General features: G+C 68.1%; 18 protein-coding genes. 8 read left to right on the top strand and 10 right to left on the bottom strand.

Annotated elements, in window-relative coordinates; all coding sequences use genetic code 11:
- Positions 1 to 65 precede the first annotated feature (65 nt).
- The 4 genes from Van01_RS26615 to Van01_RS26600 form a co-directional block, all read right to left on the bottom strand.
- On the bottom strand, positions 66 to 1,679 hold the full coding sequence (locus Van01_RS26615) for a flavin monoamine oxidase family protein (protein WP_204013146.1): 1,614 nt from the start codon (positions 1,677 to 1,679) through the stop codon (positions 66 to 68).
- 127 nt (positions 1,680 to 1,806) lie between these two features.
- On the bottom strand, positions 1,807 to 3,351 hold the full coding sequence (locus tag Van01_RS26610; protein ID WP_204013144.1) for an arabinofuranosidase catalytic domain-containing protein: 1,545 nt from the start codon (positions 3,349 to 3,351) through the stop codon (positions 1,807 to 1,809).
- Positions 3,352 to 3,467: 116 nt separating this feature from the next.
- Positions 3,468 to 4,571 (bottom strand): erythromycin esterase family protein, encoded by a 1,104-nt coding sequence (locus tag Van01_RS26605; RefSeq protein WP_204013142.1) that lies wholly within the window; start codon positions 4,569 to 4,571, stop codon positions 3,468 to 3,470.
- Between the two features lie 69 nt (positions 4,572 to 4,640).
- Positions 4,641 to 5,030 carry a MerR family transcriptional regulator gene (locus tag Van01_RS26600; protein WP_204013140.1) on the bottom strand — a complete coding sequence of 130 codons (390 nt, stop codon included), beginning with the start codon at positions 5,028 to 5,030 and terminating at the stop codon, positions 4,641 to 4,643.
- Between the two features lie 63 nt (positions 5,031 to 5,093).
- Here Van01_RS26600 and Van01_RS26595 point away from each other — a divergent pair, with 63 nt between their 5' ends.
- Positions 5,094 to 5,687 carry an NADPH-dependent FMN reductase gene (locus Van01_RS26595; RefSeq protein ID WP_204013138.1) on the top strand — a complete coding sequence of 198 codons (594 nt, stop codon included), beginning with the start codon at positions 5,094 to 5,096 and terminating at the stop codon, positions 5,685 to 5,687.
- Between the two features lie 39 nt (positions 5,688 to 5,726).
- Here the strand turns inward: Van01_RS26595 and Van01_RS26590 are convergent, their stop codons facing one another.
- Positions 5,727 to 6,629: a LysR family transcriptional regulator gene (locus Van01_RS26590; RefSeq protein WP_204013135.1), complete on the bottom strand. Its 903-nt coding sequence runs from the start codon at positions 6,627 to 6,629 to the stop codon at positions 5,727 to 5,729.
- Between the two features lie 79 nt (positions 6,630 to 6,708).
- On the opposite strand from Van01_RS26590, the gene Van01_RS26585 reads away from it, so the two are divergent.
- Both Van01_RS26585 and Van01_RS26580 read left to right on the top strand, forming a co-directional pair.
- Positions 6,709 to 7,632 (top strand): EamA family transporter, encoded by a 924-nt coding sequence (locus Van01_RS26585; RefSeq protein WP_239099314.1) that lies wholly within the window; start codon positions 6,709 to 6,711, stop codon positions 7,630 to 7,632.
- Complete coding sequence (locus tag Van01_RS26580; RefSeq protein WP_204013129.1) at positions 7,629 to 8,255, top strand: NAD(P)-dependent oxidoreductase; 627 nt, start codon at positions 7,629 to 7,631, stop codon at positions 8,253 to 8,255. Before Van01_RS26585 ends, Van01_RS26580 begins: the two co-directional genes overlap by 4 nt.
- A gap of 5 nt (positions 8,256 to 8,260) precedes the next feature.
- On the opposite strand, the gene Van01_RS26575 is transcribed toward Van01_RS26580, so the two are convergent.
- Positions 8,261 to 9,547, bottom strand: a complete 1,287-nt coding sequence (locus tag Van01_RS26575; protein WP_204013126.1) for a serpin family protein — start codon at positions 9,545 to 9,547, stop codon at positions 8,261 to 8,263.
- 337 nt (positions 9,548 to 9,884) lie between these two features.
- On the opposite strand from Van01_RS26575, the gene Van01_RS26570 reads away from it, so the two are divergent.
- Complete coding sequence (locus Van01_RS26570) at positions 9,885 to 12,983, top strand: N-6 DNA methylase (RefSeq protein WP_204013123.1); 3,099 nt, start codon at positions 9,885 to 9,887, stop codon at positions 12,981 to 12,983.
- A 30-nt stretch (positions 12,984 to 13,013) separates the two neighbouring features.
- Here the strand turns inward: Van01_RS26570 and Van01_RS26565 are convergent, their stop codons facing one another.
- From Van01_RS26565 to Van01_RS26550, 4 genes are all read right to left on the bottom strand, one after another.
- A complete protein-coding gene (locus Van01_RS26565) occupies positions 13,014 to 14,132 on the bottom strand; it encodes a hypothetical protein (protein WP_204013120.1) in 1,119 nt (372 codons plus the stop codon).
- Positions 14,133 to 14,240: 108 nt separating this feature from the next.
- Positions 14,241 to 14,621, bottom strand: a complete 381-nt coding sequence (locus tag Van01_RS26560; protein ID WP_204013117.1) for a hypothetical protein — start codon at positions 14,619 to 14,621, stop codon at positions 14,241 to 14,243.
- Positions 14,618 to 14,950 (bottom strand): hypothetical protein, encoded by a 333-nt coding sequence (locus Van01_RS26555; protein ID WP_204013114.1) that lies wholly within the window; start codon positions 14,948 to 14,950, stop codon positions 14,618 to 14,620. Before Van01_RS26555 ends, Van01_RS26560 begins: the two co-directional genes overlap by 4 nt.
- A 60-nt stretch (positions 14,951 to 15,010) precedes the next feature.
- The gene (locus tag Van01_RS26550; RefSeq protein ID WP_204013111.1) at positions 15,011 to 15,265 is read right to left on the bottom strand and encodes a DivIVA domain-containing protein; all 255 of its coding nucleotides are present in this window, start codon (positions 15,263 to 15,265) and stop codon (positions 15,011 to 15,013) included.
- Positions 15,266 to 15,490: 225 nt separating this feature from the next.
- Between Van01_RS26550 and Van01_RS26545 the strand changes: the two genes are divergently transcribed.
- The 4 genes from Van01_RS26545 to fxsT all read left to right on the top strand — a co-directional run.
- Positions 15,491 to 16,378, top strand: coding sequence for a helix-turn-helix domain-containing protein (locus Van01_RS26545; protein WP_204013108.1), 888 nt, complete (start codon positions 15,491 to 15,493; stop codon positions 16,376 to 16,378).
- Positions 16,371 to 16,583 carry a DUF397 domain-containing protein gene (locus Van01_RS26540; protein ID WP_204013106.1) on the top strand — a complete coding sequence of 71 codons (213 nt, stop codon included), beginning with the start codon at positions 16,371 to 16,373 and terminating at the stop codon, positions 16,581 to 16,583. Before Van01_RS26545 ends, Van01_RS26540 begins: the two co-directional genes overlap by 8 nt.
- Before the next feature lie 176 nt (positions 16,584 to 16,759).
- A complete protein-coding gene (locus Van01_RS26535; protein ID WP_204013104.1) occupies positions 16,760 to 17,059 on the top strand; it encodes a trypco2 family protein in 300 nt (99 codons plus the stop codon).
- Between the two features lie 9 nt (positions 17,060 to 17,068).
- On the top strand, positions 17,069 to 20,368 hold a 3,300-nt coding region (gene fxsT, locus Van01_RS26530), incomplete at its 3' end, for an FxSxx-COOH system tetratricopeptide repeat protein (RefSeq protein WP_204013102.1).

Genomic DNA, 20,368 nt, shown 5'->3' with positions numbered 1-20,368 from the left:
ACGTGCCCGTCGGCCAGGCACTTTTCGCAGGTGACGCCGTTTCACCGAGGTCGAGCTGTCGGAGTTCAGCTCGACATGACCCGGGCGTGCAGGTCGGTAACGACCTTGCGGGCCGACTCGAACGCCCCGGCCTGCCAGGCGATGTAGTGACTGAGGTGGTCACCGGCGAAGTAGACCCGGCCGTCCGGCTCCAGCAGCCGACCGTACTGACCGTTGCTCCGCGACGGCCAGGACACCCAGCCGCCCTCGGAGTAGCGGGTGCGTTCCCAGGCCACCGAGAACGACGTCTCCAGTTCCGTGCGGTACGCCTCGCCGTGGATCTTCACGCCCTGGGCGACGGCGCGGGCCTCCCGCTCGGCGGGTGTCAGCGCCGCGTACGCCTGGGCGTTGGCGCCGAAGTTGTAGTAGCCGACCACCACGCCCTTCGCGCCGTGGTAGCCGTAGGAGGGGTACCAGACGGTGGCGAGGTCCAGGTTGGTGTTGGTGATGCCGGAGTAGATGTTCTCGTCCTGCTCCCACCACCGTCGCCGGTACTGCAGTCCGATCTTGCCGGTGGCGTTCGGGACCGGGTAGGCCAACGCGTCCCGGACCGGTTGGGTGAGATTGGCCGGAATCTTCGCCAGCACCTGCGGTGGGATGGTGCACACGCAGAAGTCGGCGGTTGCGGTACGCGTCCGGCCACCCGGCCCGTCGTAGACCACTTCGACGCCGGCGCCGGTGTTGGAGATCGACCGCACCGCGGCGCCGTAGGTGACGAGGCGGCGGCCCACCGCCGCTTCGAGGGCGTACGCGATGCGGTCCATCCCGCCGACCGGCTGGAACATCAGCATCGCCTGGTCGTAGCCGAACTCGAAGGAGAAGTACCTGCCGATGCCGCTGGCCAGCACGTCCGTCAGCGGGTACGGGGTGAGTTTCGGGGTGCCCGCCTCGAAGCCGGCGCCCGGCTCCACCAGGTAGCCGCGCCGGTTGGTGCCCGCGTACCGCCAGCTGGCCGCCGGGTCGTCGGCCACCCGGCCGCCGATCGCGCCGAAGCCGCGCAGGAACTCCAGCAGCCGCTCCTTGTCCTCGCCGGTCAGGTAGGTGTCGAGCGCACCCTGGTCGGTGGCCTTGGCGAGCAGTTCGGAGACGTACCCGTAGACGTCCGCCTTCGCCTCGCGGTGCCGGATCGGCCGGCCGGACAGCGCTCCGGCGTTCTCGTTGACGTAGTAGGCGTCGGCGTTCTGGTTGCCGAAGATCTCGATCGGCACGCCGAGTTCCCGGCAGTAGTCGAGGGTCACCATGTGCTGGGCGATGCGGGCCGGTCCGGCGTTGAGGTACTGGCTGTCGGCGAAGCGGGCCCGCTGGGTGCGCCCGTCCAGGTCGGTCTCGGTGGTGCCGCCCCGCACCGTCCAGTTGCGCCCGCCGGGCCGGTCGCGCGCCTCCAACAGCCGCACCCGGTAGCCCGCCTTGCCCAGCTCGTACGCGGTGGCCAGGCCGGCGATGCCGGCCCCGAGCACCAGTACGGACTTCGCCGACCGTCCGGTGAGGGTGAAGTCGGACCGGTTCGGCGCCCGGAACGGTGGGGCCGCCTGCGCGGCGGGCGCCAGGCCGAGGGCGCCCATCGTCCCGTAGAGCACACCCGCCCCGCCGGACACCCCGACGGCCTGGAGGAACTGTCGCCGTGTCGTCGGTATCGTCACCGCCACCTCCCGCTCAAGATCGATGCCCGACGATCTCAGCGGTGGGTTTCATCGACGGATCCCTGTTGTTACGCGTGGATCACCGGCCCGGTTTCGGCAGGTGATCCACGCGAGTGGCGGGAGAACGTCAGCGGTAGCCGGCGGCGATGATGTTGGCGTGCACGGCGTTCTCGGTGGCGTCGGAGGGATAGCCGGCGACCATGGCGCCCTCGTAGAAGGTGCCGGCGCTGAGGTTGGCCCCGCCGTCGGGCTTGCAGCAGTCCCCACCGCTGCCCAGGACGATCGCGCCCTGCTTCTTCATCGGGCTGTAGCCGGGCGGCAGGGGTCCTTCGTAGAGCGTGTAGAGGCTGCCGGACTGGGCGTTGCTGCCCTTGATGGCGAAGCGGGTGGTGCCGTTGTTCTTCAGGGTGGCGGTGACGAACTTGTGCGGGAAGGAGCGCTGGTTCGGGTTCCACGACTGGCTGCCGCCGGGGAACAGGCCCCACTCCAGGTCCGCCTGCACCCACGGGCCGGTACCGGAGCACCCGCCGAACCAGCACTGGGTGCTGAAGTTGATCGCGTCCATCGCGCCGGCCGCGTCGGCCTTGCGGGTGGTCTCGCTGTTGCCGTAGTCGAAACAGCAGCCGTTGTTGACGTGGGTACCACTCGTCACCATGTACATGCCCTCGGGTGCGCTGCCGGTCGGCACGCCGGTCAGGTGACCGTCCCGCCAGTAGCTGTTGCCTGGGTTGATGTACAGCGAGTACGCCTTGCTGCCCCCGACGGTCAGCGACTCGGTGGTGGCGATCGCGGGGCGGCTCTGCGGCGAGCCCGGGACGACTGTGGAGCCTTGGTACCACAGGTCGTTGCCCCGGCCGGACTGGTCGTAGATCACCGTGATCACGCACTGCGTGCCGGCGCAGAACGAGTCCTGCGTGGCCGCGTTGGCGGTGCCGCCGGTGGTCAACAGACCGATGTCGCGGGTCGTGTTGTCCGACGAGCGCCGCACCTGGTAGAGGTTACCCCGGTACGCGGAGTACAGCGCCCGGGTCGTGCTGTGCGCCGCCACGCACGCCGTACCGCCGGCCGCGTAGATGTCACAGGGCAGCGACCCGGCCGGCGGGGTGGGTGGCGGGCTCGTCGGCGGGGGCGCCGGCGAGGTCCACTGCTGGTTGGTGCCGCCGTGGCAGGACCAGAGGATCATCTTCGTGCCGTTGCCGGTGCCGGCGTTGTTGGCGTCCAGGCAGAGCCCGGACTGCACGCCGGTGATGGTGCCGTTGGCGTTGACGTTCCACTGCTGGTTGGTGCCACCGTGGCAGTCCCAGATGATCACCTGGGTGCCGTTGCTGGTGCCGGCGCCGTTGGCGTCCAGGCATTTGGTGCCGTACACCTGGAGTTGCCGTCCGGAGGTGTAGGTCCAGGTCTGGTGGGCTGCGCCGGAGCAGTCCCACAGTTGGGTCTGGATGCCGTTGGTGGTGCTCGCGTTCGGCACCTCCAGGCACCGTCCCGACGCCACACCGGTGATCACGGCGCTCTGGCCGGGGACGATGGCCTCGGCGATCACCGCGCCCGGTGCGGCGACCGCGACCTGGACCTGCGGGGCCAGGATGGCCCCGCCCGCCAGGATGAGAGCTGACGCGCCGATGGCCGCCAGCCGTCGGGGACGATGACGGCGACCTCTCAAAACGATCATGATGGATTCCTCCGGGGGTGGTGGTGGAGGTCTGGTGCGACTTCCGGAAGCATAGAGGAACTTAAACATAATTTGTATGACGTCCGACGACACTCGATGCGCGGGCCGTTGTCGCCCTACTGCGGCAGCGGATGGATCGGGGCGACCGTGGGGACAAAGGCGAGCACGTCGAAACTGCTGGCCAGTGTGGGCAGGTCGTAGTAGTGGTCCGCGTCGTGGTCGGCCCGGTAGAGACCGGAGATCAGCCGGGTCCGGCACGGCCTGTCGATCCGGTCGGCGAGGTACGCGGGGGCCGAGCGCAGGTCGATGATCTGTTCACCGGGTTCGTGGAGCAGCACCGCCTCCAGTGACGACGGGACGGGGCGTGGGATGTCCGTCGCGGGGATCCGGCCGTGGCCGAAGGTGAGGTGGACGGCCGCGTACTCCTGGCCGAGGGCCGCCCGGAGGTGTGCGCCTGTCATCGTGTCGCCGTGCGCCGCGACGTGGGCGCTGCCCTCCCAGAACACCACCCGGTCGCCGGTGCGCCGCTGGTGATCGAGGAGTCGCTCGGCCGCCGCACGCTCCTCCGCTGCCGCGTCGTAGCCGGCACCGAGGGCGTGCGCGTGGAAGTCGACGATCCCCTCGATCAGCTGTAGCGCCTCGTCACGCCCCGGGCTGTCGGGCAGCTCGGCGGCCAGGTCGTGGGCGGTGCGGGCGAGGTCGACGAAGGGCACGCCCGGGTGGGTGCCACGCAGGCGTTGGACATGCTCACCGTTGTCGTGGGCGGTACGGATGACGGCGAACATCTCGCCGATCCGCGTCGCGGCCGCCGGGTCCGACGGAGCGAGCAGCGCCACGACCCGGTCGTAGTCGGCCGGCAGCGTGCGGCGCCCGTTGACGGCGATCAGGCGTACCGGATCGTCGGGGTGACGCTCGTTGTGCCGGCGCAGCCGGACGAGCGCGTCGCGCATCTCGACCGTCCGCCACGGACCCCACGCCTGGCTGAACGCCGCGTCCAGGTCGATGTCCTCGCCCCGGACGTACCTGTCGTAGAGGTCGCCGACCCGCTGGTTGTCCAGCAGCGCGACGACCCGGAAACCGCGCCGGATCAGCGCGTGCGTGGCCTCCTCGACCAGCCGGAAGGTCTCGGTGGCCTCCCGGGTACTGGTGCCGAGGCCGACGATGGTGGCCGTCTCGACCAGGGCGGCAAGCGTACGGGCGGACGAACGGGAATCACTCATGCACCCGACGATCGGGGTTGAACATATGGTGAAGTCAAGTCCGCGACGACTGCCACCTTCGCGGAACGATCACCGCGCGGGATCGTCCCGCCCGATTTCGCACAGCCGGGTGCCCGACTCCATCGCCGCGAGCTGCGCCTTGAGGTCGCGGACCCGCTCCTCGACCTCGGTCACCAGCCGACGGGCGACATCCGCCCACTCGTCGGGCGTCGGGTCGGCCGACAGGTCGGCGAAGAGCGCGGCGATCTCGCGGACACTCAGGCCGGCCCGCTGGGCGAGTTTGGCGACCTGGATCCGGCACGCTGCGGAACTGTCGAAGCGACGTTGGTTGCCGGCGGTGCGTACCGCGTTGATCACCCCGTGGGTGTCGTAAAACCGGACGGCGGACGGCGCGACGCCGCTGTCGACGGCGACCTCACTGACGCTGAACGTCCGAGGCGGACCCGTGAGCACTGTCATGAACGCAGGGTAGGCACACCGGGACTTGACTTCAACATATGTTGAACCTGCACGGTCTCGGACATGAGCATTTCGACAGACCACCGCAGCAGCCTCTCCCCCGCCGGCCGGCGCGTGGCCGTGATCTCGGGCAGCGTCCGCAAGGACCGGATGGGCCCGACGATCGCCCAGTGGGTGGCCGCCGCACTCGACCCCGCGCAGCTCGACCTGATCGATGTTGCCCAGGTCGAGCTGCCCGACGACAGCCTCCTCTATCCCGGCGGCGGGCCGAAGAGCGAGGTCGCCGACCGGATCGCCGCAGCCGACGCGTTCGTGTTCGTCACGCCGGAGTACAACCACAGCTACCCCGCCTCACTGAAACGCCTGATCGACTGGCACTACGGCGAGTGGCGCGTCAAGCCCGCGACGATCGTGGCCTACGGCGTGCACGGTGGGTACGCGGCGATCGAGCATCTGCGCGGGGTGCTCGCCGAACTCAGCGTGGTGACCACCCGCCGCGCCCTGGGTCTGCGGGCACCCTGGACGTGCCTGGACGACCAGGGCCGCTACACACCGGACGCGGAGGTCGCCCGGGGTCTGACCGCGAGCCTGGCCGAACTGCGCTGGTGGGCGGAGGTGCTGGCCGACGCGCGCCGGGACCGCCCCCTCACGATCTGAACGCCGTGCCGGCAGCCGGTCACGGCGGCGCGAGCCGCCTCACCTGTCACCACCGCTTCCATCGTCGGAGACTGAGATGTCCAGTTCGGTGAGGAACGCCGTCGCCGCGGGGGTCAGCGTGCTCCGGTTCCAGATGAGGTGCTCGATCCGGGCCGGAGCGTCCCGCACCGCAATGGTGACCACACCCGGCAGGTGCGGCGCGTAGTTCGACGGCAGCAGGGCGATGCCGAGCTGCCGCCGGACGAGGCGGGTCATCATCGAGTCGACGGTGCTCACCTCGAAGGCGACCTCGCGGTGCACTCCGGCTGCGGCGAACGCCTGGTCGGACTGGGCCCGCCCCGCCGTACCCGCCGGCAGGTCCACGAACGCCTCGGTGGACAGCCGGGCGAGGTCGACCTCGGCCTGACCGGCAAGCGGATGTTCGGGGGCGACCACGGCCACCAACCGGTCGTACGCCAACCGCCTGGCGACCACCCCTTCGGGCCGGGCGGTCACCGGAAGTCCGAGAAATCCGATGTCGACAGCGCCCTCCTTGACCTGGTCGATGAGCTGTTCGCTGCCACCGACGCGCAACCGGATGCGGACGTGCGGATACCGCTTGTGAAAGGCGTCAAGCGCGGCCGGGATGTCGACAGCCGCGACGGTCGGGATCATGCCGACGGTGAGTCGGCCCCGGACCTCCCCGACCGCCGAGGCGACCTCGGCGGCGGCCCGCTCGGCCGCGTCCAGGCACTGACGGGCCGCCGGAAGGAACGCCTCACCGGCCGGGGTCATCCGCACCCGGCGGCTCGTCCGGTCGAAGAGGCGGGCGCCGAGTTCCCGTTCCAGGCGGGCGATCTGATGGCTGAGCGCGGACTGGACGACCAGGCAGCGCTCGGCGGCACGGGTGAAGTTCCGTGTCTCGGCGACGGCCACCACGTACCGCAGCTGTTGAAGCTCCATCCATCAATCGTGAATCACGATTGATGGGCTGACAAGGATGTGTTGGACTCATGGATGCGGGGCGTCGATCCTGATTCGCGTGACGAACCTGGTGCCACCTCCGGCCGCGGGTCGCCTCGCCGCCACCGCCACGACCGCCTTCGCACCGGCCGTGTGGGGCACGACGTATGTGGTCACCACCGAACTGCTGCCGGCCGGCCATCCGCTCTTCGCCGGGCTGATCCGGGCACTGCCGGCGGGCCTGGCCGCATTGGCGATCGGCCGGACGCTGCCACGCGGCACGTGGTGGCTCAAGGCGGCGGTGCTTGGCGTACTCAACATCGGTGTGTTCCTGCCGCTGCTGTTCGTCGCCGCCGAACGGCTTCCCGGAGGGGTGGCCGCCACGCTCGGCGCGGTGCAACCACTGGCCGTGGCGATCCTGGCCGTCGCCCTGCTGCACCAGCGCCCGTCGGCCTGGAGCTTCGCCTGGGGAATCGTCGGCGTCGCCGGGGTCGGGCTGCTGGTCATCGGCCCCGACGCCGACGTCCACGTGATCGGACTACTGGCCGGTCTCGGCGGCGCCGGGGCGATGGCGGTCGGGGTGACACTCACCAAGCGATGGGGGCGACCCGAGGGCGTAGGCCCCACGGCGTACGCCGGCTGGCAACTCGCGGCCGGCGGTCTGTTCCTCCTGCCTGTGACGTTGCTGTTCGAGGGGGCGCCGCCGGCCGTCGACGCCAGCGCCGCGCTCGGCTACCTCTGGCTCGGCCTGCCCGGCGGCCTGCTCGCCTACATCCTGTGGTTCCGTGGCATCGCCACGCTGCCGGTCACCTCCGTCGCGGTGCTCACCCTGCTCTCGCCGATGGTGGCGGCCCTGCTGGGTGCGGTGCTGCTCGACGAGTTGCTCACCCCGGTCCAGGCGGCCGGCTTCGTCCTCTGCCTCGCCGCGATCGTCGCAGGCCAGGTCAGCCCGACGCGAGCCAAGGCCACCACCAGACTCACCAAGGAAAGGATCAACAAATGAGGATCACTGTCGTCGGAGCCACCGGCATGGTCGGCTCGCGCGTCCTCCGCGAAGCCCTCAACCGAGGGCACCACGTCACAGCCGTCTTCCGCAGCCAACCACCGGCCACCCTGCCACCCGCGGTGATCGCCGCACGGGGCGACGCCATGGACGCCAACCAGATGAAGAACCTGTTCGCCGACGCCGACGCGATCGTGGGCGCCACCCGTCCCGCGCCAGGCGCGGAAAACACCGTCACCGCGACCACCCATGCCCTGCTCGACGCCGCCGCCGCGACCGGGATCCGCATCCTGCTGGTAGGCGGATCCGCGCCGCTGCTGAGTCCGTCGGGTGGGCTGGTGCTCGACGATCCCCGGTACGTGCCACCAGCGGTACGCGACATCGCCGCCGCGAGCGCCGCCCAACTTGACGTCTGTCGGACCCATGCCGCCGACTGGGTCTACCTGAGCCCACCCGCTCTCCTCGAACCCGGCGTGCGGACCGGCGGATACCGACGCGGCGGGGCCACCCTCATGGTGGCCCCGGACGGCTCGTCCCGGATCTCGGCGGAGGACCTGGCCGTCGCCGCCGTCGACGAGGTGGAGCGGCCCGGCGGGGACCGCCACTTCACCGTCGGCTACTGAGCAGGTCAGCCGGTGACCAGCGGGTCGTGAACCCGGCCGAGGAACAGCGGCACGCCGGTGACCCGGTCATGGATGACGTACAGGAACGGCCGGTTCACGAAGAACTGCGGGCCCTGCGGGATCGACGGTGGCCGGATGATGACTGCCGACGCGGCCGCCGCCTCGACACCCTTCTCGTCCACCCCGATGAACGTCTCGTGCACCACGTCGTCGATGCACAGCGCCGGGTCGGTGGTGCTCATGCCGGTGAAGTCGGCGTACGGCGTGAACGCCGTGGGCATCCCGAGCCCGCTCAGCGCGCCGCCCAACTGGGCCGGCAGGCGGAACGTCCACCGGGGCATCCGCAGTTGAATGTCGGTGAACTGGAAGCCGGCGAACAACGCGCCAAGCCACGCCCCGTCGACGTTCGCCTCGACCGCGGTGAGGTTGTCGCGGGTCGGCATGACAATGGCCATGGCCAGCCCGTCACCCGCGAGCGGCACGTCGACAGCCCGCCAACCGTCGCCCAGGACGTGCCCCATCCGGTCGAACGGGCCGCGCATCATCGGCACCTGGACGACCGTGCCGTCGTCCCTGGTGAACGGTTCCTCCAGGGTGGCCGACGCCCGGAAGGGGTAGTACCAGGCCGCCTTGAGGTAGGCCGTGTTGGTGAGCATCAGGCTGGTGTCGGGGCGCACCGAGTCCGGGGCCAACAGCTCCGGGATCTTCGCGTTGGTCCGATCGGACACCCAGGTGTTGATCTCCTGACGGGCCGCTTCCGGCGCACCACGGAAGTCCACCGGGTGCGCGACCGCGCCGTAGTAGCCGGCCAGAGTGTCCCGGAACCCGGACCGCAGGCCCAGATCGAGGCGGGTCCACACGGCGTTGGCCGTGGTCACCCGGGGCTGCCGCACTCCGTCGCCATCCTGGAACCGCGCGGCGAGCGACTGGTCGACGGTGTTCAGCCCGCTGTCGAGCGCGCCGGGCCGTGGATGCGGCGCGTGCAGCACGGCATCCATCTCGTCCGCAGTGGTCGATCCGGCACCCGCCCGGGCCATCGCAAGCGCCAGTTGGACCGAGTACGGCGCACACACCACGTTGCCGCCGGCATGGCTCGACGCGATCGTGCGGTAGAGGTCGGCGGTGAAGCCGCGTACCGCTGCCGCGGCAGCCTGCATCGTGGCCGGGTCGGGCGGTACGCGTTCCGGGTCGGTCGAGGTGGACGACCCGTTGAGCCGGGCGTGACCTGGGGTGGCGGTAAGGGCGACGGCGGCGAGTGGCACCGCCCCAAGAATCGATCGACGCGAGACCATGTCCCGACGGTAGTGCAGGGTTACCTGGACGCGACGGACCAAGGTCCAGTATGCATCGAAGTTAACCAATGTTCGTTCCTTGCGTACGGCTTCCTGACACCCGACGAGGGCACATTGGCCGAACGCGCGACGCCAAGTCGGACAGCGGCCGACACGAACGGCAGGCGGACTTTGCACGACCTGCCCCGTATCAGCAACTCCCCCTCCATCGGAGCCGGCATGCCCAACGCAATCGGGATCCCGGCCGCTCGACTGATTACCTTAAGTGACTGTCCTCTATCCGACAGTGATTCACTTTCCTCTTGGATTCACCGAGCCGCAATCTCCACACTGGTGTATGGCCTGCTCGGACGGTACGCCAGACGGAAGCCAGAGCCGCCTCGCATCTTCCCGGCCCCAGGTACGCGCGCCCGACGGCTTTCCCCCGTCACTGCAGTCGCTGCTGGCGCGGATCTCCGACCGGCGTGCCGCCCGTAGTGAGGCAACCCTGCAGGCCGACATCCGCCAGCTTCTGCTGGCCGCCGACTTCGGGCTCTCCGAGGCGAACCTCGACGAGGTCAACCTTGAGGCCCCGGCTGGCGGCGGCCGACGCATCGACATCGAAGTCGGCTACACCATCATCGAGGTCAAGCGACGGCTACAAAGCGGGCGCTCGCTGTTGGAGGCGGAGCGACAACTGGGCAGCTACATTCGGTCGCGGAGTCTGGAGAGCGGCCAGCGATACGTCGGCATCCTCACCGACGGTGCCGCCTGGCGTGCGTACCAGCTGGCCGGCGATGCGCTGACCCTGATTGACACCCACACGGTCGCCGCCACCCGCCCGAACGGCTTGTCCCTCTTCTACTGGCTGGAAGGCGTGCTGGCGACGAGCCATCGGGTCCGGCCGGCTCCCGCCGAAGTGGCTCGCCGCCTCGGCGCGCAGAGCACCTCGCACAAGCTGGATCGCGCCGCGCTCGCCGCGCTCTACGCGGAGCACGAGCAGCTGCCGACCGTGAAGCTGAAGCGGAAGCTGTGGGCGGAGCTGTTGGACAGCGCCCTGGGCACCCAGTTCGTCGACGACCCGGATCTGTTCGTCGAGCACACCCTGCTGATGAACAGCGCGTACATCATCGCGCACCTCGTCGTCGGCATCGACGCCCTGGAGTTGCAGCCGCAGGACCTCATCACTGGGCAACGGTTCGACCAGGCCCGCATCCTGGGCGTCGTCGAGCACGACTTCTTCGGCTGGACCACCGAGGTCCCCGGTGGTCGCGAGTTCATCCAGGGACTCACCCGGCGACTGGCCCGGTTCGACTGGCTGCGGGCCGACCACGACATCCTCAAGGTGCTCTACGAGTCGATGATCGGGACCGAGACGCGCAAGCGTATGGGCGAGTACTACACCCCCGACTGGCTCGCGGAGCATCTCGTCGACACTGTCGCCACCGATCCGCTGCGGCAACGGGTGCTGGACCCCGCCTGCGGCTCCGGCACCTTCCTCTTCCACGCCGTACGCCGGTATCTTGCCGCCGCCGAGACGGCGGCCGTGCCGCTGGACGCCGCGCTGACGCAGCTCACCCATCATGTGGTCGGCGTTGACCTGCACCCCGTCGCCGTGGCGCTCGCGCGCGTGACCTACCTGCTCGCCATCGGCCACCAACGGCTGACCGACCAGCGGGGTGCCATCACCATCCCGGTCTATCTCGGCGACAGCATGCAGTGGCGGGAACGCCGCGACCTCTTCACCGAGGAGCACGTACGGATCAGTGCCGGCTACAACGCCAGCGAGGTCGAGGAGTGGCTCCGCTTCCCGAAACGCCTGCTCGACGAACCGAGCCGCTTCGACCAGATCGTGGCGAGGCTCGCCAGTATCGCGGCAAAACCGCGAGATTCGGACAACCCACCGTCACTGGCGGCGTTCTTTCACCACATGAAGATCGAGCCGAACGACCAGCCGATGATTCACGGCACCTTCGAGGCGATGTGCCGGCTGCACGACGAGGGACGCGATCATATCTGGAGCTACTACTTGCGCAACCTGGCCAGGCCCGTCTGGCTCGCGATGGACGACAATCGGGTGGACGTTCTGATCGGCAACCCGCCGTGGCTCGCCTACCGCCACATGCCTCCCGGAATGCAGGCGATGTTCAAGAAACTCTCCCGTGATCGCGGGCTGTGGCGTGGAAACCAGTTCGCGACGCAGCAGGACCTCTCCGCCCTCTTCGTCGCCAGGGCCGTCCAGCTGTACCTCCGCGACGGTGGCGCGTTCGCCTTCGTCCTGCCCAACGCCGTGCTCGACCGCGAGCACTTCGAGGGGTTCCGCAGTGGCTGGTACAAGGACGAGGTCGAGCCGACGGCGGTTTCCTTCACCGACTCCTGGGACCTGCGCCGCCTGCGTCCCCACCCCTTCCCGAGGGGCGCCAGTGTCGTCTTCGGCAACAAGGCAGCCACACACAGCCCTCGTGGTCTTCCATCGGTCACCGAACGGTGGACGGGACGCCTCGGCGCTGATGCCAGGAGGTGGAAGCAGGCGGCGGCATCCATCCATCGGGAACGCGTCCCCCTCGCGGGGGCGTTCCTCGCCGAGTCACCGTACAAGCCACACGTGCGCAACGGCGCGACGATCTTCCCCAAGATCTTGTTCTTCGTCGAAACTGATACTGGCGGACGGCTTGGGCTCGGTGCCGGCCGCCACGTCGTACGTTCTGCGCGCAGCAACATGGAGAATCCCCCGTGGAAGGATCTACCCGCCCTCGAAGGCGTCGTGGAGAGCGAGTTCATCCGGCCCGTGCTGCTCGGCGAGACGCTGCTGCCGTACCGGATCCTGCCTGCGAAGAAGGCGGTGCTGCCGCTCGACGGTTCCACGCTGATGACTGGGCCGGGCTCTCGACTCGACTACTACTTCGGTCTGGCCGAATGGTGGCGGAAGGCGGAAGCCACCTGGGAGGCGCATCGCAGTAGCGCGCGCCTGACGCTGGGTGAGCAACTCGATTTCCGACGCAAGCTGACCGCGCAGCTTCCCGCACCGCCTCTCCGCTTGGCCTACTCCGCCTCCGGGATGCACGTCGCCGCCGCCATCGTCGATGACCCAGCCGCGATCATCGAGCACGCGCTCTACTACTGCGCGATCGACAGCCGGGCGGAAGGTCACTATCTCAGCGCGGTCCTGAACAGCCCAGCTCTCACCACGCTCGCCCGTCCCCTGATGTCCTATGGCAAGGACGAACGGCACATCGACAAACACGTGTGGAAACTACCCATCCCCCGGTACGACGACGGGAACGTTCTGCACAGACAGCTCGCGGAACTCGGTCAGCAGCAGTCTGAGACTGTCGCCGGGCTGCACCTGTCCGAGGGCACGAACTTCGTGGCCTTGCGCCGCCAGGTCCGAGCCGAACTCGCGCGACACCCTGCCACTCCCGAAATCGACACGGTCGTGATGGAGATGCTCGGTTGATGGACCCCGTCGGGATTCCGGCTCAGCGGGTCAGACTCGGCGGCAGCGATCTCGAAGCTCGGAGATGACTGCCTTCTCGAGCGTGTTGGCGGCACCATCCACAGTGACCACGAGGTCGGCCGCGTCGAGGACGTCACTTAGGTCTCCTGGCTCGGCGTCCAGGCGTCGCCATACCTCGGCGGGGTCGATATCGACAACGTGCTCGAGCTGCCTATCGACCACCTGATGCTGATCCCGGACCAGCCTCACCAAATGCCGCATCAACAGCGTCTCGTCGTCCGCAATTCTGTGGTCCGCCGTGATGACGAGCCACGCGACCCACAGCATCAACTCGGGGTGCTGACTCCGCCTGCTCAGCCTCTCGGCGAGTTCGATCACCCGCGCCTCGTTTCGAAAGACGGCTCGCGCGTGTCGGCCCGCGAGCAGCGTCGTATAGCGGTTCAACACCACCGCAAGTGGAACGCCGACCACAGGGATACCGATCTTGATGACGTTGCGTTGCAGGAGGAACTTTCCGACGACGGGGAGGCTCTTCGCGGCGTTCAGCACCGCCCCGGAGTAGAAGCGCTTGATCAGCGGCCGCACTACGACCGGGACCGCCTTGACCATGCCTTCGCGGACCATTTCCCCGCTCTTGATCGTGAAGGCCACCCGGATGAGCTTCCACATGTCATCGAGGTCGGACAGGTCTAGCGGGACTTGGTAGAGGACGGCGACGTCGTAGGCCAGGCGGAGCTGGAGCCGGGTGGTGTACGCGACGTCCACCATGAAGGTCGCAACGGCGGCCGGGACAGTCGCCGGCGAGGCACCACCAAAGCTCCCGAGGGTGGCGACGATAGCCGCCGAGTAGGCCCCGGCGGAGAGCCCACCTTCGAGCGCGGCATATCGCGCCGCCATCTTGATCCGCTGATCCACCATGGCATCAGCGGGTACGCCCTTATACCGCTCCTGGAAGTACTGCCAGTCGACCCTCTCCGTGTAGGAGCGCAGGCCCTGAGCGATGAGCTTGGTGAACCAGCCGCCCGACTTGATATCGTCCGGGCTCAGCCCCTTGATGAACTCCCGCAGCTCGGCCCGCTCATGCTCGACAACCTCCCGGGCGGCGTCGTCCCCGGCGTCGTCGACAGCGTCCTTCATGGCTTCGGTCATGGCGAGTCCTCCCGGGGCGATCAGCGCCCAGCAAGGTTGCCAGGCTTTGCACAGTCCCGCTGACCCGACGGGGAACGTGTCAGGTGCGCGCGCGCCAACACTCACCTTTTACCCCTCCGCTCGCAGCGCGGCGACCCGGGCCAGCACCGGCCGGAACGCACCATCCTGATCGTCCGGGCCGATCTCGACGCCTTCGAGCCACACCCATTCGCCGTCGTACCACTCGCTGAGGTCCGGCCGGACCCGGACGATCCGGAGCCGGAGCGGACCGTCCGCGTACCGGTAGTCGGACTCGGCGAACTGGACCACGTCCCCGGGGGCGACGGACACACACAGGACGACCGAAACCCGGGCAACCGCCGCCGCCCCGGCGCGATTAGGCGGGCGGGCCGGCGGCAGGCGTCCGGTCCCAGCGGCCAGCGCTGCCCGTCGTGCCCGCAGGATCAGCCGGTTGCGGATCTGCGCGGGCGACAGGTCGAAGACGTTCATCGCCAGTACGTCCGCAGGCAGCGCACGATGATCGAGTCGGCCCAGTCCGCCCGGGGACAGGTGCCGTCGACCCGGCAGTCCGGGCACTTCCTGGTACGCGGATCCTCGGCGGGGCTTCGCCAGTGCACCTCGAACAGCGCCGGCCGTTCCTCGGGCCGCTCGTAGACGAGCGCACCGTCGCACCGCGAGGTCACCCGCAGCTCTGGTACGAGATGCTCGACCGACACCCGCCGGAACCGCCCCGGCACGTCCCCGTCCGGCACGGCCTGCCCGGTCAGGTCCAGCGCGACCGGCCCCGGCCGCAAGAACCACTTCCACCGCCTACCCATGCCCCGCCCCTGCCCCGTGGCCGGAGAGGACGACCGCCGTTCTGTTGCCACAGCGGCGGCTCATCGGTCACTGTCCCGGGCGCGGGCCCGCGCGGACTGCCAGTCACGCAGCGCCGCCTTGACGCGGGCGGTCTCTCGGTGACTCTCGGCGAGCGCCTGCTGGACGGTGGCCAACTCACCGGCGACCCGATCGAGGAACGCATACACCTCGTCGGGAGCCAGACCGCGACGTCCGAGCCAGACGCGGCGGAACCGGTGCCCGCGCACCTGCCAGGGCAACAGACCGGAATACGCAGTGGAGCGATAGGTCGACATGTCGCCGCCTTTCCATGGTGGGCGGGGCTGCGATCGGAACGCGGCGGCCGTCCGGGGGGAATCGGCCAGCCGCCGCGCTGTGACCATCCTGGAACGCTCCGCAGTGGATTAGCAACGTTCCACAGCAAGATTTCGTGCTTATGCATTGACTTTCTTTCTCGGAACCGATAAGCGTTACAGCAGCAGGTGACGCAGTGTTGCGAGCCGGAACCAGGGAGTGTGCCAATGGCCGAAGACATCGGATCGACAGTGCCGCGACGGCAGCTCGGCCGGCTCCTGCGCCAGTTCCGCAACGAAGCGGGCGTGACGCTCGACGCCGCCGCCGAGGCCCTGGAATACAGCCGGCAGAAGATCTGGCGGCTCGAATGCGGCATGGGCTCCGTCCGGGTGCTCGACGTCAAGGCGATGTGCGAGCTGTACGGGGTGTCGCCGGAGATGACCGAGGCGATGCGCGGCCTCGCCGTCGAGACGAAGTCCAAGGGCTGGTGGCACGCTTACGGCGATGCCGTGCCGAGCTGGTTCGAGCTGTACGTCGGCCTGGAATCCGCCGCTTCGCGGCTGCGCGGCTATGACGAATCACTGATCCCCGGGATCCTCCAGACCAAGGAGTACGCACACGCGCTCTACCGCCTCGGCGGGCGGCTGAGTGAGGAGGATCGGGAGCGAGCCGTCCAGGTTCGGCTCCAGCGGCAGAGCCTGCTCGTCCGACGCCTGCCGGCGGCTCCCCGGCTTGAGGCGGTGCTGTCCGAGGCGGTGCTCCGACGCGGCGTGGGTGGCCCTGCGGTCATGGGCGGTCAGCTCGACCAGCTGCTCAAGCTGTCCGAGCTGCCGAACCTGTCGGTCCGGGTGCTACCACTGGCAGCCGGGCCTCAGCCCGGCGCAGTCGCCGGATCCTTCGTCATCCTCGACTTCCCTCCCACCAAGGGTGGTCGGACCGCACCGGAGCCGTCGGTCGTCTACAGCGAGTCGTTGACCGGCGCGCTCTACCTCGACAAGCCTGATGAACTGGCGGCATACGAACGGGTCTGGCGGGGACTGGATGCGCTCGCCCTCGGCGAGGCAGAATCGAAGGACATGATCAAAAGGCTCATCGGGGAGATCCGGCATGACTGACCTGACCGGCGCCGTCTGGCGCAAGAGCACCCGCAGCGGCGACAACGGCGGCGCCTGCGTCGAGGTCGCCACCAACCTCCCCGGCCTCGTCGCCGTCCGCGACTCCAAGGATCGGGGTGGGCCTGCCCTGACCTTCACCCCCGGAACCTGGTCCGCATTCGTCTCCGCCATCGGCGATGATCGGCCCGCTCCTCGACGTTGGTAGCCCCACACACAAAACGGCTCGATGGTCGATAGAACAAGGCCGAGCGGGCCACCGCACCGGCCCAATTGGTGGGTGCCTTCGGCAGTCTCATTGGCGAGACTGGGTGAACTCACCACCGTGCGACGATCGCCGAGCGTTTCGAATCGCTGCCTGGACCAGTTGGGAGAAAGCCGTCCGTGATCGAGCTGGCAGATTTCGTTCGTGAGCTGCGCCGTGAATTGGAGACCGCGGTTGCTGCGGCCCCCGAGGAGGGCCTGCGGTTCGAGCTGGGTCCGATCGAGATCGAAGTGTCTGTCGGGGTCGAGAAGACGGCCAACGCCGCAGCCAAAGCGCGCTTCTGGGTGCTGGAACTCGGCGGCGAGGGGACGGTGGCCAGGTCGTCCGTCCAGACCGTGAAGCTGACCTTGAAACCACATGTGGGTAGTTCCGGCCTGCCACCATACGTCTCTGGGCAAGAGGCCGAACGAGAGCGCTAAGGGGTGACTATGCCGAGAACCCCATGCGCCAGTGTCGATATCGGTCGAGTTGCCGAGGTCATCGTCAAAATCCAGGGAACTGGGCAAGGACGCCGGGGATCGGGCTACCGGTCGTCGCCCGGTCATGTCATCACGGCCGCGCACGTGGTGAAGGACGCCGCGAGCCTACAAGTACGGTTCTCCGCCGACCGACCCGATGAATGGGTCGCGGACGCAGCAGTGGCCTGGGTGAACCCGGAAGTGGATCTGGCCGTTCTGGCCCTCGTGCCCGAGCCCGACACAGGTCCGGTCGCACCTCTCGCGTTCGGTCTCGTGGCTGACGTGGATCACACGCTGACCTGCAGCGCGGTGGGCTTCCCCCGCTCCAAGCTGCGAGAGGACCGCATTCGGCGACTGCCAGACGGCCGGCCCCAGCAGTACCGCGACTCCTTCCACATGATCGGAGAGATCGCGGCACTCTCGCACCGTCGTGAAGGGACGTTGGCGATCATCACCTCCGAGCCGGAGCGTGATCCCGACCCGGCGGTTTCCCCATGGGAGGGCATGTCAGGTGCGGCCGTTTTCAGCAACGGCAGTCTACTCGGGCTGGTCTGCGAACATCACCGCTCCGATGGGCTGGGAACGCTGTCGGCAACCCGAGTGGACCGCTGGTACGAGGTGCTCGACCCTGCGGCTCTGGGCCAGCTTCACGCATTGATCGGGCTGCCACTCGACGTCACCGGGCTACACGAGATAGCCCCCGCCGATCCCGATAATTCTGCCGAGGCCAGCGGTGGTTCTCCCAGAAAGCAAGTATGGAACATGCCGCCGAAGAACCCGCGTTTCACCGGCCGAGAGGAAAGCCTGGCCGAGCTACGCCGGCGGCTTACGACTGCCAACGCGGTTGTGCTGCACGCGCTGTACGGGATGGGCGGTATCGGCAAGACCCAGATCGCGATCGAGTACGCGCACCGATTTCGCGATGAGTATGACGTCGTGTGGTGGGTTCCGGCCGAGCAGGCCGCAGTGACGAAGGCCCAACTGGCGCTGCTGGCGAGCAAACTGGGGATAACCCATCGCTCCGGACCGTCCGACCTCGCCGCAGCCCTCACCGCACGCGGTCGATGGCTACTCATATTCGACAACGCGCAGTCAGCCAAAAACCTTCACGACCAACTTGCGCTTGAGGGCGGGCACGTGATCGTGACCTCCCGTAACCCGAGCTTCGGGGCGGTCGGTGAGCGACTCGAGATTCACGTGATGCGCCGCGAAGAGTCGGTGGCGTTGCTGAGCCAGCGGATCACGTCTATGACAAGGGAGCAGGCCGAGCGACTCGCCGAGGAACTCGGGGACCTTCCGCTCGCGTTGGAACAAGCTGCCGCCTACATCGAAATTGTTGGCCTGCCAGTCGAAGATTACCGCCGCATGCTCAGAGAGCGGCCGGGTGACATGCTCGCCGAAGGCGAGGTGTTGGGCACCGATGCGCGGGTGAGCACCGTCTGGGATCTGTCGCTTGAGCGCCTAAGAGACGAAGACCCGCCTGCTCTTGCCATTCTCGAAATGATATCCCTGCTGGCCCCGGAACCGTTTCCCCTGCACCTTATCAGCGACTACGCCGAGGAATTCGAAGAGCCGCTCCGGGCGGTCGCCGACGACGAGGTCGCCCTGAATCGCGCTATCGGCGCCATCCGGCGCTACTCGCTGGCTCAACGCAGCGGAGGTGCGATACAACTGCACCGTCTCCTGCAATCACACATCAAAGCGTCGATGACCGAAGAGATCCTCGGCGTACGACTCCGGCAAGCCATGGACATGGTCCTGCAAGCCTTTATGGACATGTTCGACACCCACGAGCTCTGGCGACAGGGTGAGGAACTGTTGCCGCACGCACTCGTGCTTGGGGCAGATGATCGAGCGGATTCGGCCGCACCGGAGTCCGCAGCATCGCTACATTCCCTGTGTGCTCTCTATCTGAGCGGTCTAGGAAACGTGCAGGCCGCCTTCGACGAGGCCCGACGGGCCTTGTCTCTCGCCGAGCAGGCACTCGGGCCGGACAGCCAGGAAGTGCTGTCTTTTTACCTCCCTCTCGTCGCCGAACTGGCCATTAGCCAAGGTCGACCCGAGCTGGCACGCTCGCTCCTTGAGCGGGCGTTGTCGACGGCGGCATCAAAGGGTAGCCAGCTCGGGAGGATGAGGATGATGGCGGCCCTCGCCATGAGTCTGCTCCACCTCGGCCGGCTGCCTGAGGCTCTGGATCTGACCGAGCAGTTGATGACGTCATTATCAGCGGCACCGATACCAGACGACGAAAGGGATGCGATAACGCTGTCCGTGAGTATCGTGGCCAGCCAGGTGTACGCCCGAGCCGGGCAGCGCGCGAAAGCCCTGGAGGCCGCCGACCGCGCGATTCAGCTCACGGAGACTCTGGTGGGGCCGATGATCCCGTCAGCTGTCAACCTGCGAATTGCTCGTGAGAAAATCGCCAGCGACATTGGCCTTATTACCGACGCCCAGCAGGCGCTACAGACAACCTTGGATTCAGTCAAGGAACACTTCGGCGAAAATCACCGGATCACCTTTCAGTCCACGCACGTCATGGCGACCGCGCTGCACGAGATGGGCAAATATGCCGAAGCCGCGGACCTGCACAAGGAGATCCTGCAACAGAGGCGGGCCGCCCTCGGCGAGAATCACCCCGACACCCTACGCAGCGCACACGAACTCGCGGACAATCTTCGGCACTTGGGTGAGTACGCCCAAGCCCTCAAGGTCGGCGAGGATGTGCTACGGATACGCCGGGCCGTCCTCGGCGAAAACCACCCCGACACCCTACGCAGCGCACACGAACTTGCCCGCACCCTCCACGCGATGGGCGATCACAGCCAGGCCCACGACCTCAAAAGGAAGGTCTTCCAACAGCGCCACGCCGCGCTCGGCGAGAACCACCCCGACACCCTGGCCACCGGGTACTCCCTCGCGGTCACCCTGTACGTGATGGGCAAGTACGACCAGGTCCACGACCTTGAGAGGAAGGTCCTCCGACAACGGGAGGCCACGCTCGGCGAGAACCACCCCGACACCCTCGCCTCCGGACACAATCTCGCCACCACCCTGTACGCGCTCGGCGAATACGCCGAAGCCGCGGATCGGTACCGGGACGTCGCGCAGCGACGCCAGACCACCCTCGGCGAGAGCCACACCGACACCCTGGCTACCGGGCACGCCCTCGCGGTCACCCTGCACGCGATGGGCAAGTACGACCAAGCCCACGACCTCAAGAAGAGGGTCCTCCAGCAACAGGAGGCCACGCTCGGCGAGAACCACCCCGAC

The organism is Micromonospora andamanensis, assembly GCF_016863495.1.
Lineage (GTDB): Bacteria > Actinomycetota > Actinomycetes > Mycobacteriales > Micromonosporaceae > Micromonospora > Micromonospora andamanensis.
The sequence above is the reverse complement of the archived record's forward strand: the minus strand, read 5'-3'. Positions and strand labels throughout refer to the sequence as shown.

Excerpts from the sequence above, each read along its gene's own strand:
- Van01_RS26555 (WP_204013114.1), bottom strand. The coding sequence starts at position 14,950 with ATGGGTAGGCGGTGGAAGTGGTTCTTGCGGCCGGGGCCGGTCGCGCTG.
- Van01_RS26580 (WP_204013129.1), top strand. The coding sequence starts at position 7,629 with ATGAGGATCACTGTCGTCGGAGCCACCGGCATGGTCGGCTCGCGCGTC.
- Van01_RS26610 (WP_204013144.1), bottom strand. The coding sequence starts at position 3,351 with ATGATCGTTTTGAGAGGTCGCCGTCATCGTCCCCGACGGCTGGCGGCC.
- Van01_RS26590 (WP_204013135.1), bottom strand. The coding sequence starts at position 6,629 with ATGGAGCTTCAACAGCTGCGGTACGTGGTGGCCGTCGCCGAGACACGG.
- Van01_RS26550 (WP_204013111.1), bottom strand. The coding sequence starts at position 15,265 with ATGTCGACCTATCGCTCCACTGCGTATTCCGGTCTGTTGCCCTGGCAG.
- Van01_RS26605 (WP_204013142.1), bottom strand. The coding sequence starts at position 4,571 with ATGAGTGATTCCCGTTCGTCCGCCCGTACGCTTGCCGCCCTGGTCGAG.
- Van01_RS26560 (WP_204013117.1), bottom strand. The coding sequence starts at position 14,621 with ATGAACGTCTTCGACCTGTCGCCCGCGCAGATCCGCAACCGGCTGATC.
- Van01_RS26545 (WP_204013108.1), top strand. The coding sequence starts at position 15,491 with ATGGCCGAAGACATCGGATCGACAGTGCCGCGACGGCAGCTCGGCCGG.
- Van01_RS26575 (WP_204013126.1), bottom strand. The coding sequence starts at position 9,547 with ATGGTCTCGCGTCGATCGATTCTTGGGGCGGTGCCACTCGCCGCCGTC.
- Van01_RS26595 (WP_204013138.1), top strand. The coding sequence starts at position 5,094 with ATGAGCATTTCGACAGACCACCGCAGCAGCCTCTCCCCCGCCGGCCGG.
- Van01_RS26570 (WP_204013123.1), top strand. The coding sequence starts at position 9,885 with ATGGCCTGCTCGGACGGTACGCCAGACGGAAGCCAGAGCCGCCTCGCA.
- Van01_RS26600 (WP_204013140.1), bottom strand. The coding sequence starts at position 5,030 with ATGACAGTGCTCACGGGTCCGCCTCGGACGTTCAGCGTCAGTGAGGTC.
- Van01_RS26540 (WP_204013106.1), top strand. The coding sequence starts at position 16,371 with ATGACTGACCTGACCGGCGCCGTCTGGCGCAAGAGCACCCGCAGCGGC.
- Van01_RS26565 (WP_204013120.1), bottom strand. The coding sequence starts at position 14,132 with ATGACCGAAGCCATGAAGGACGCTGTCGACGACGCCGGGGACGACGCC.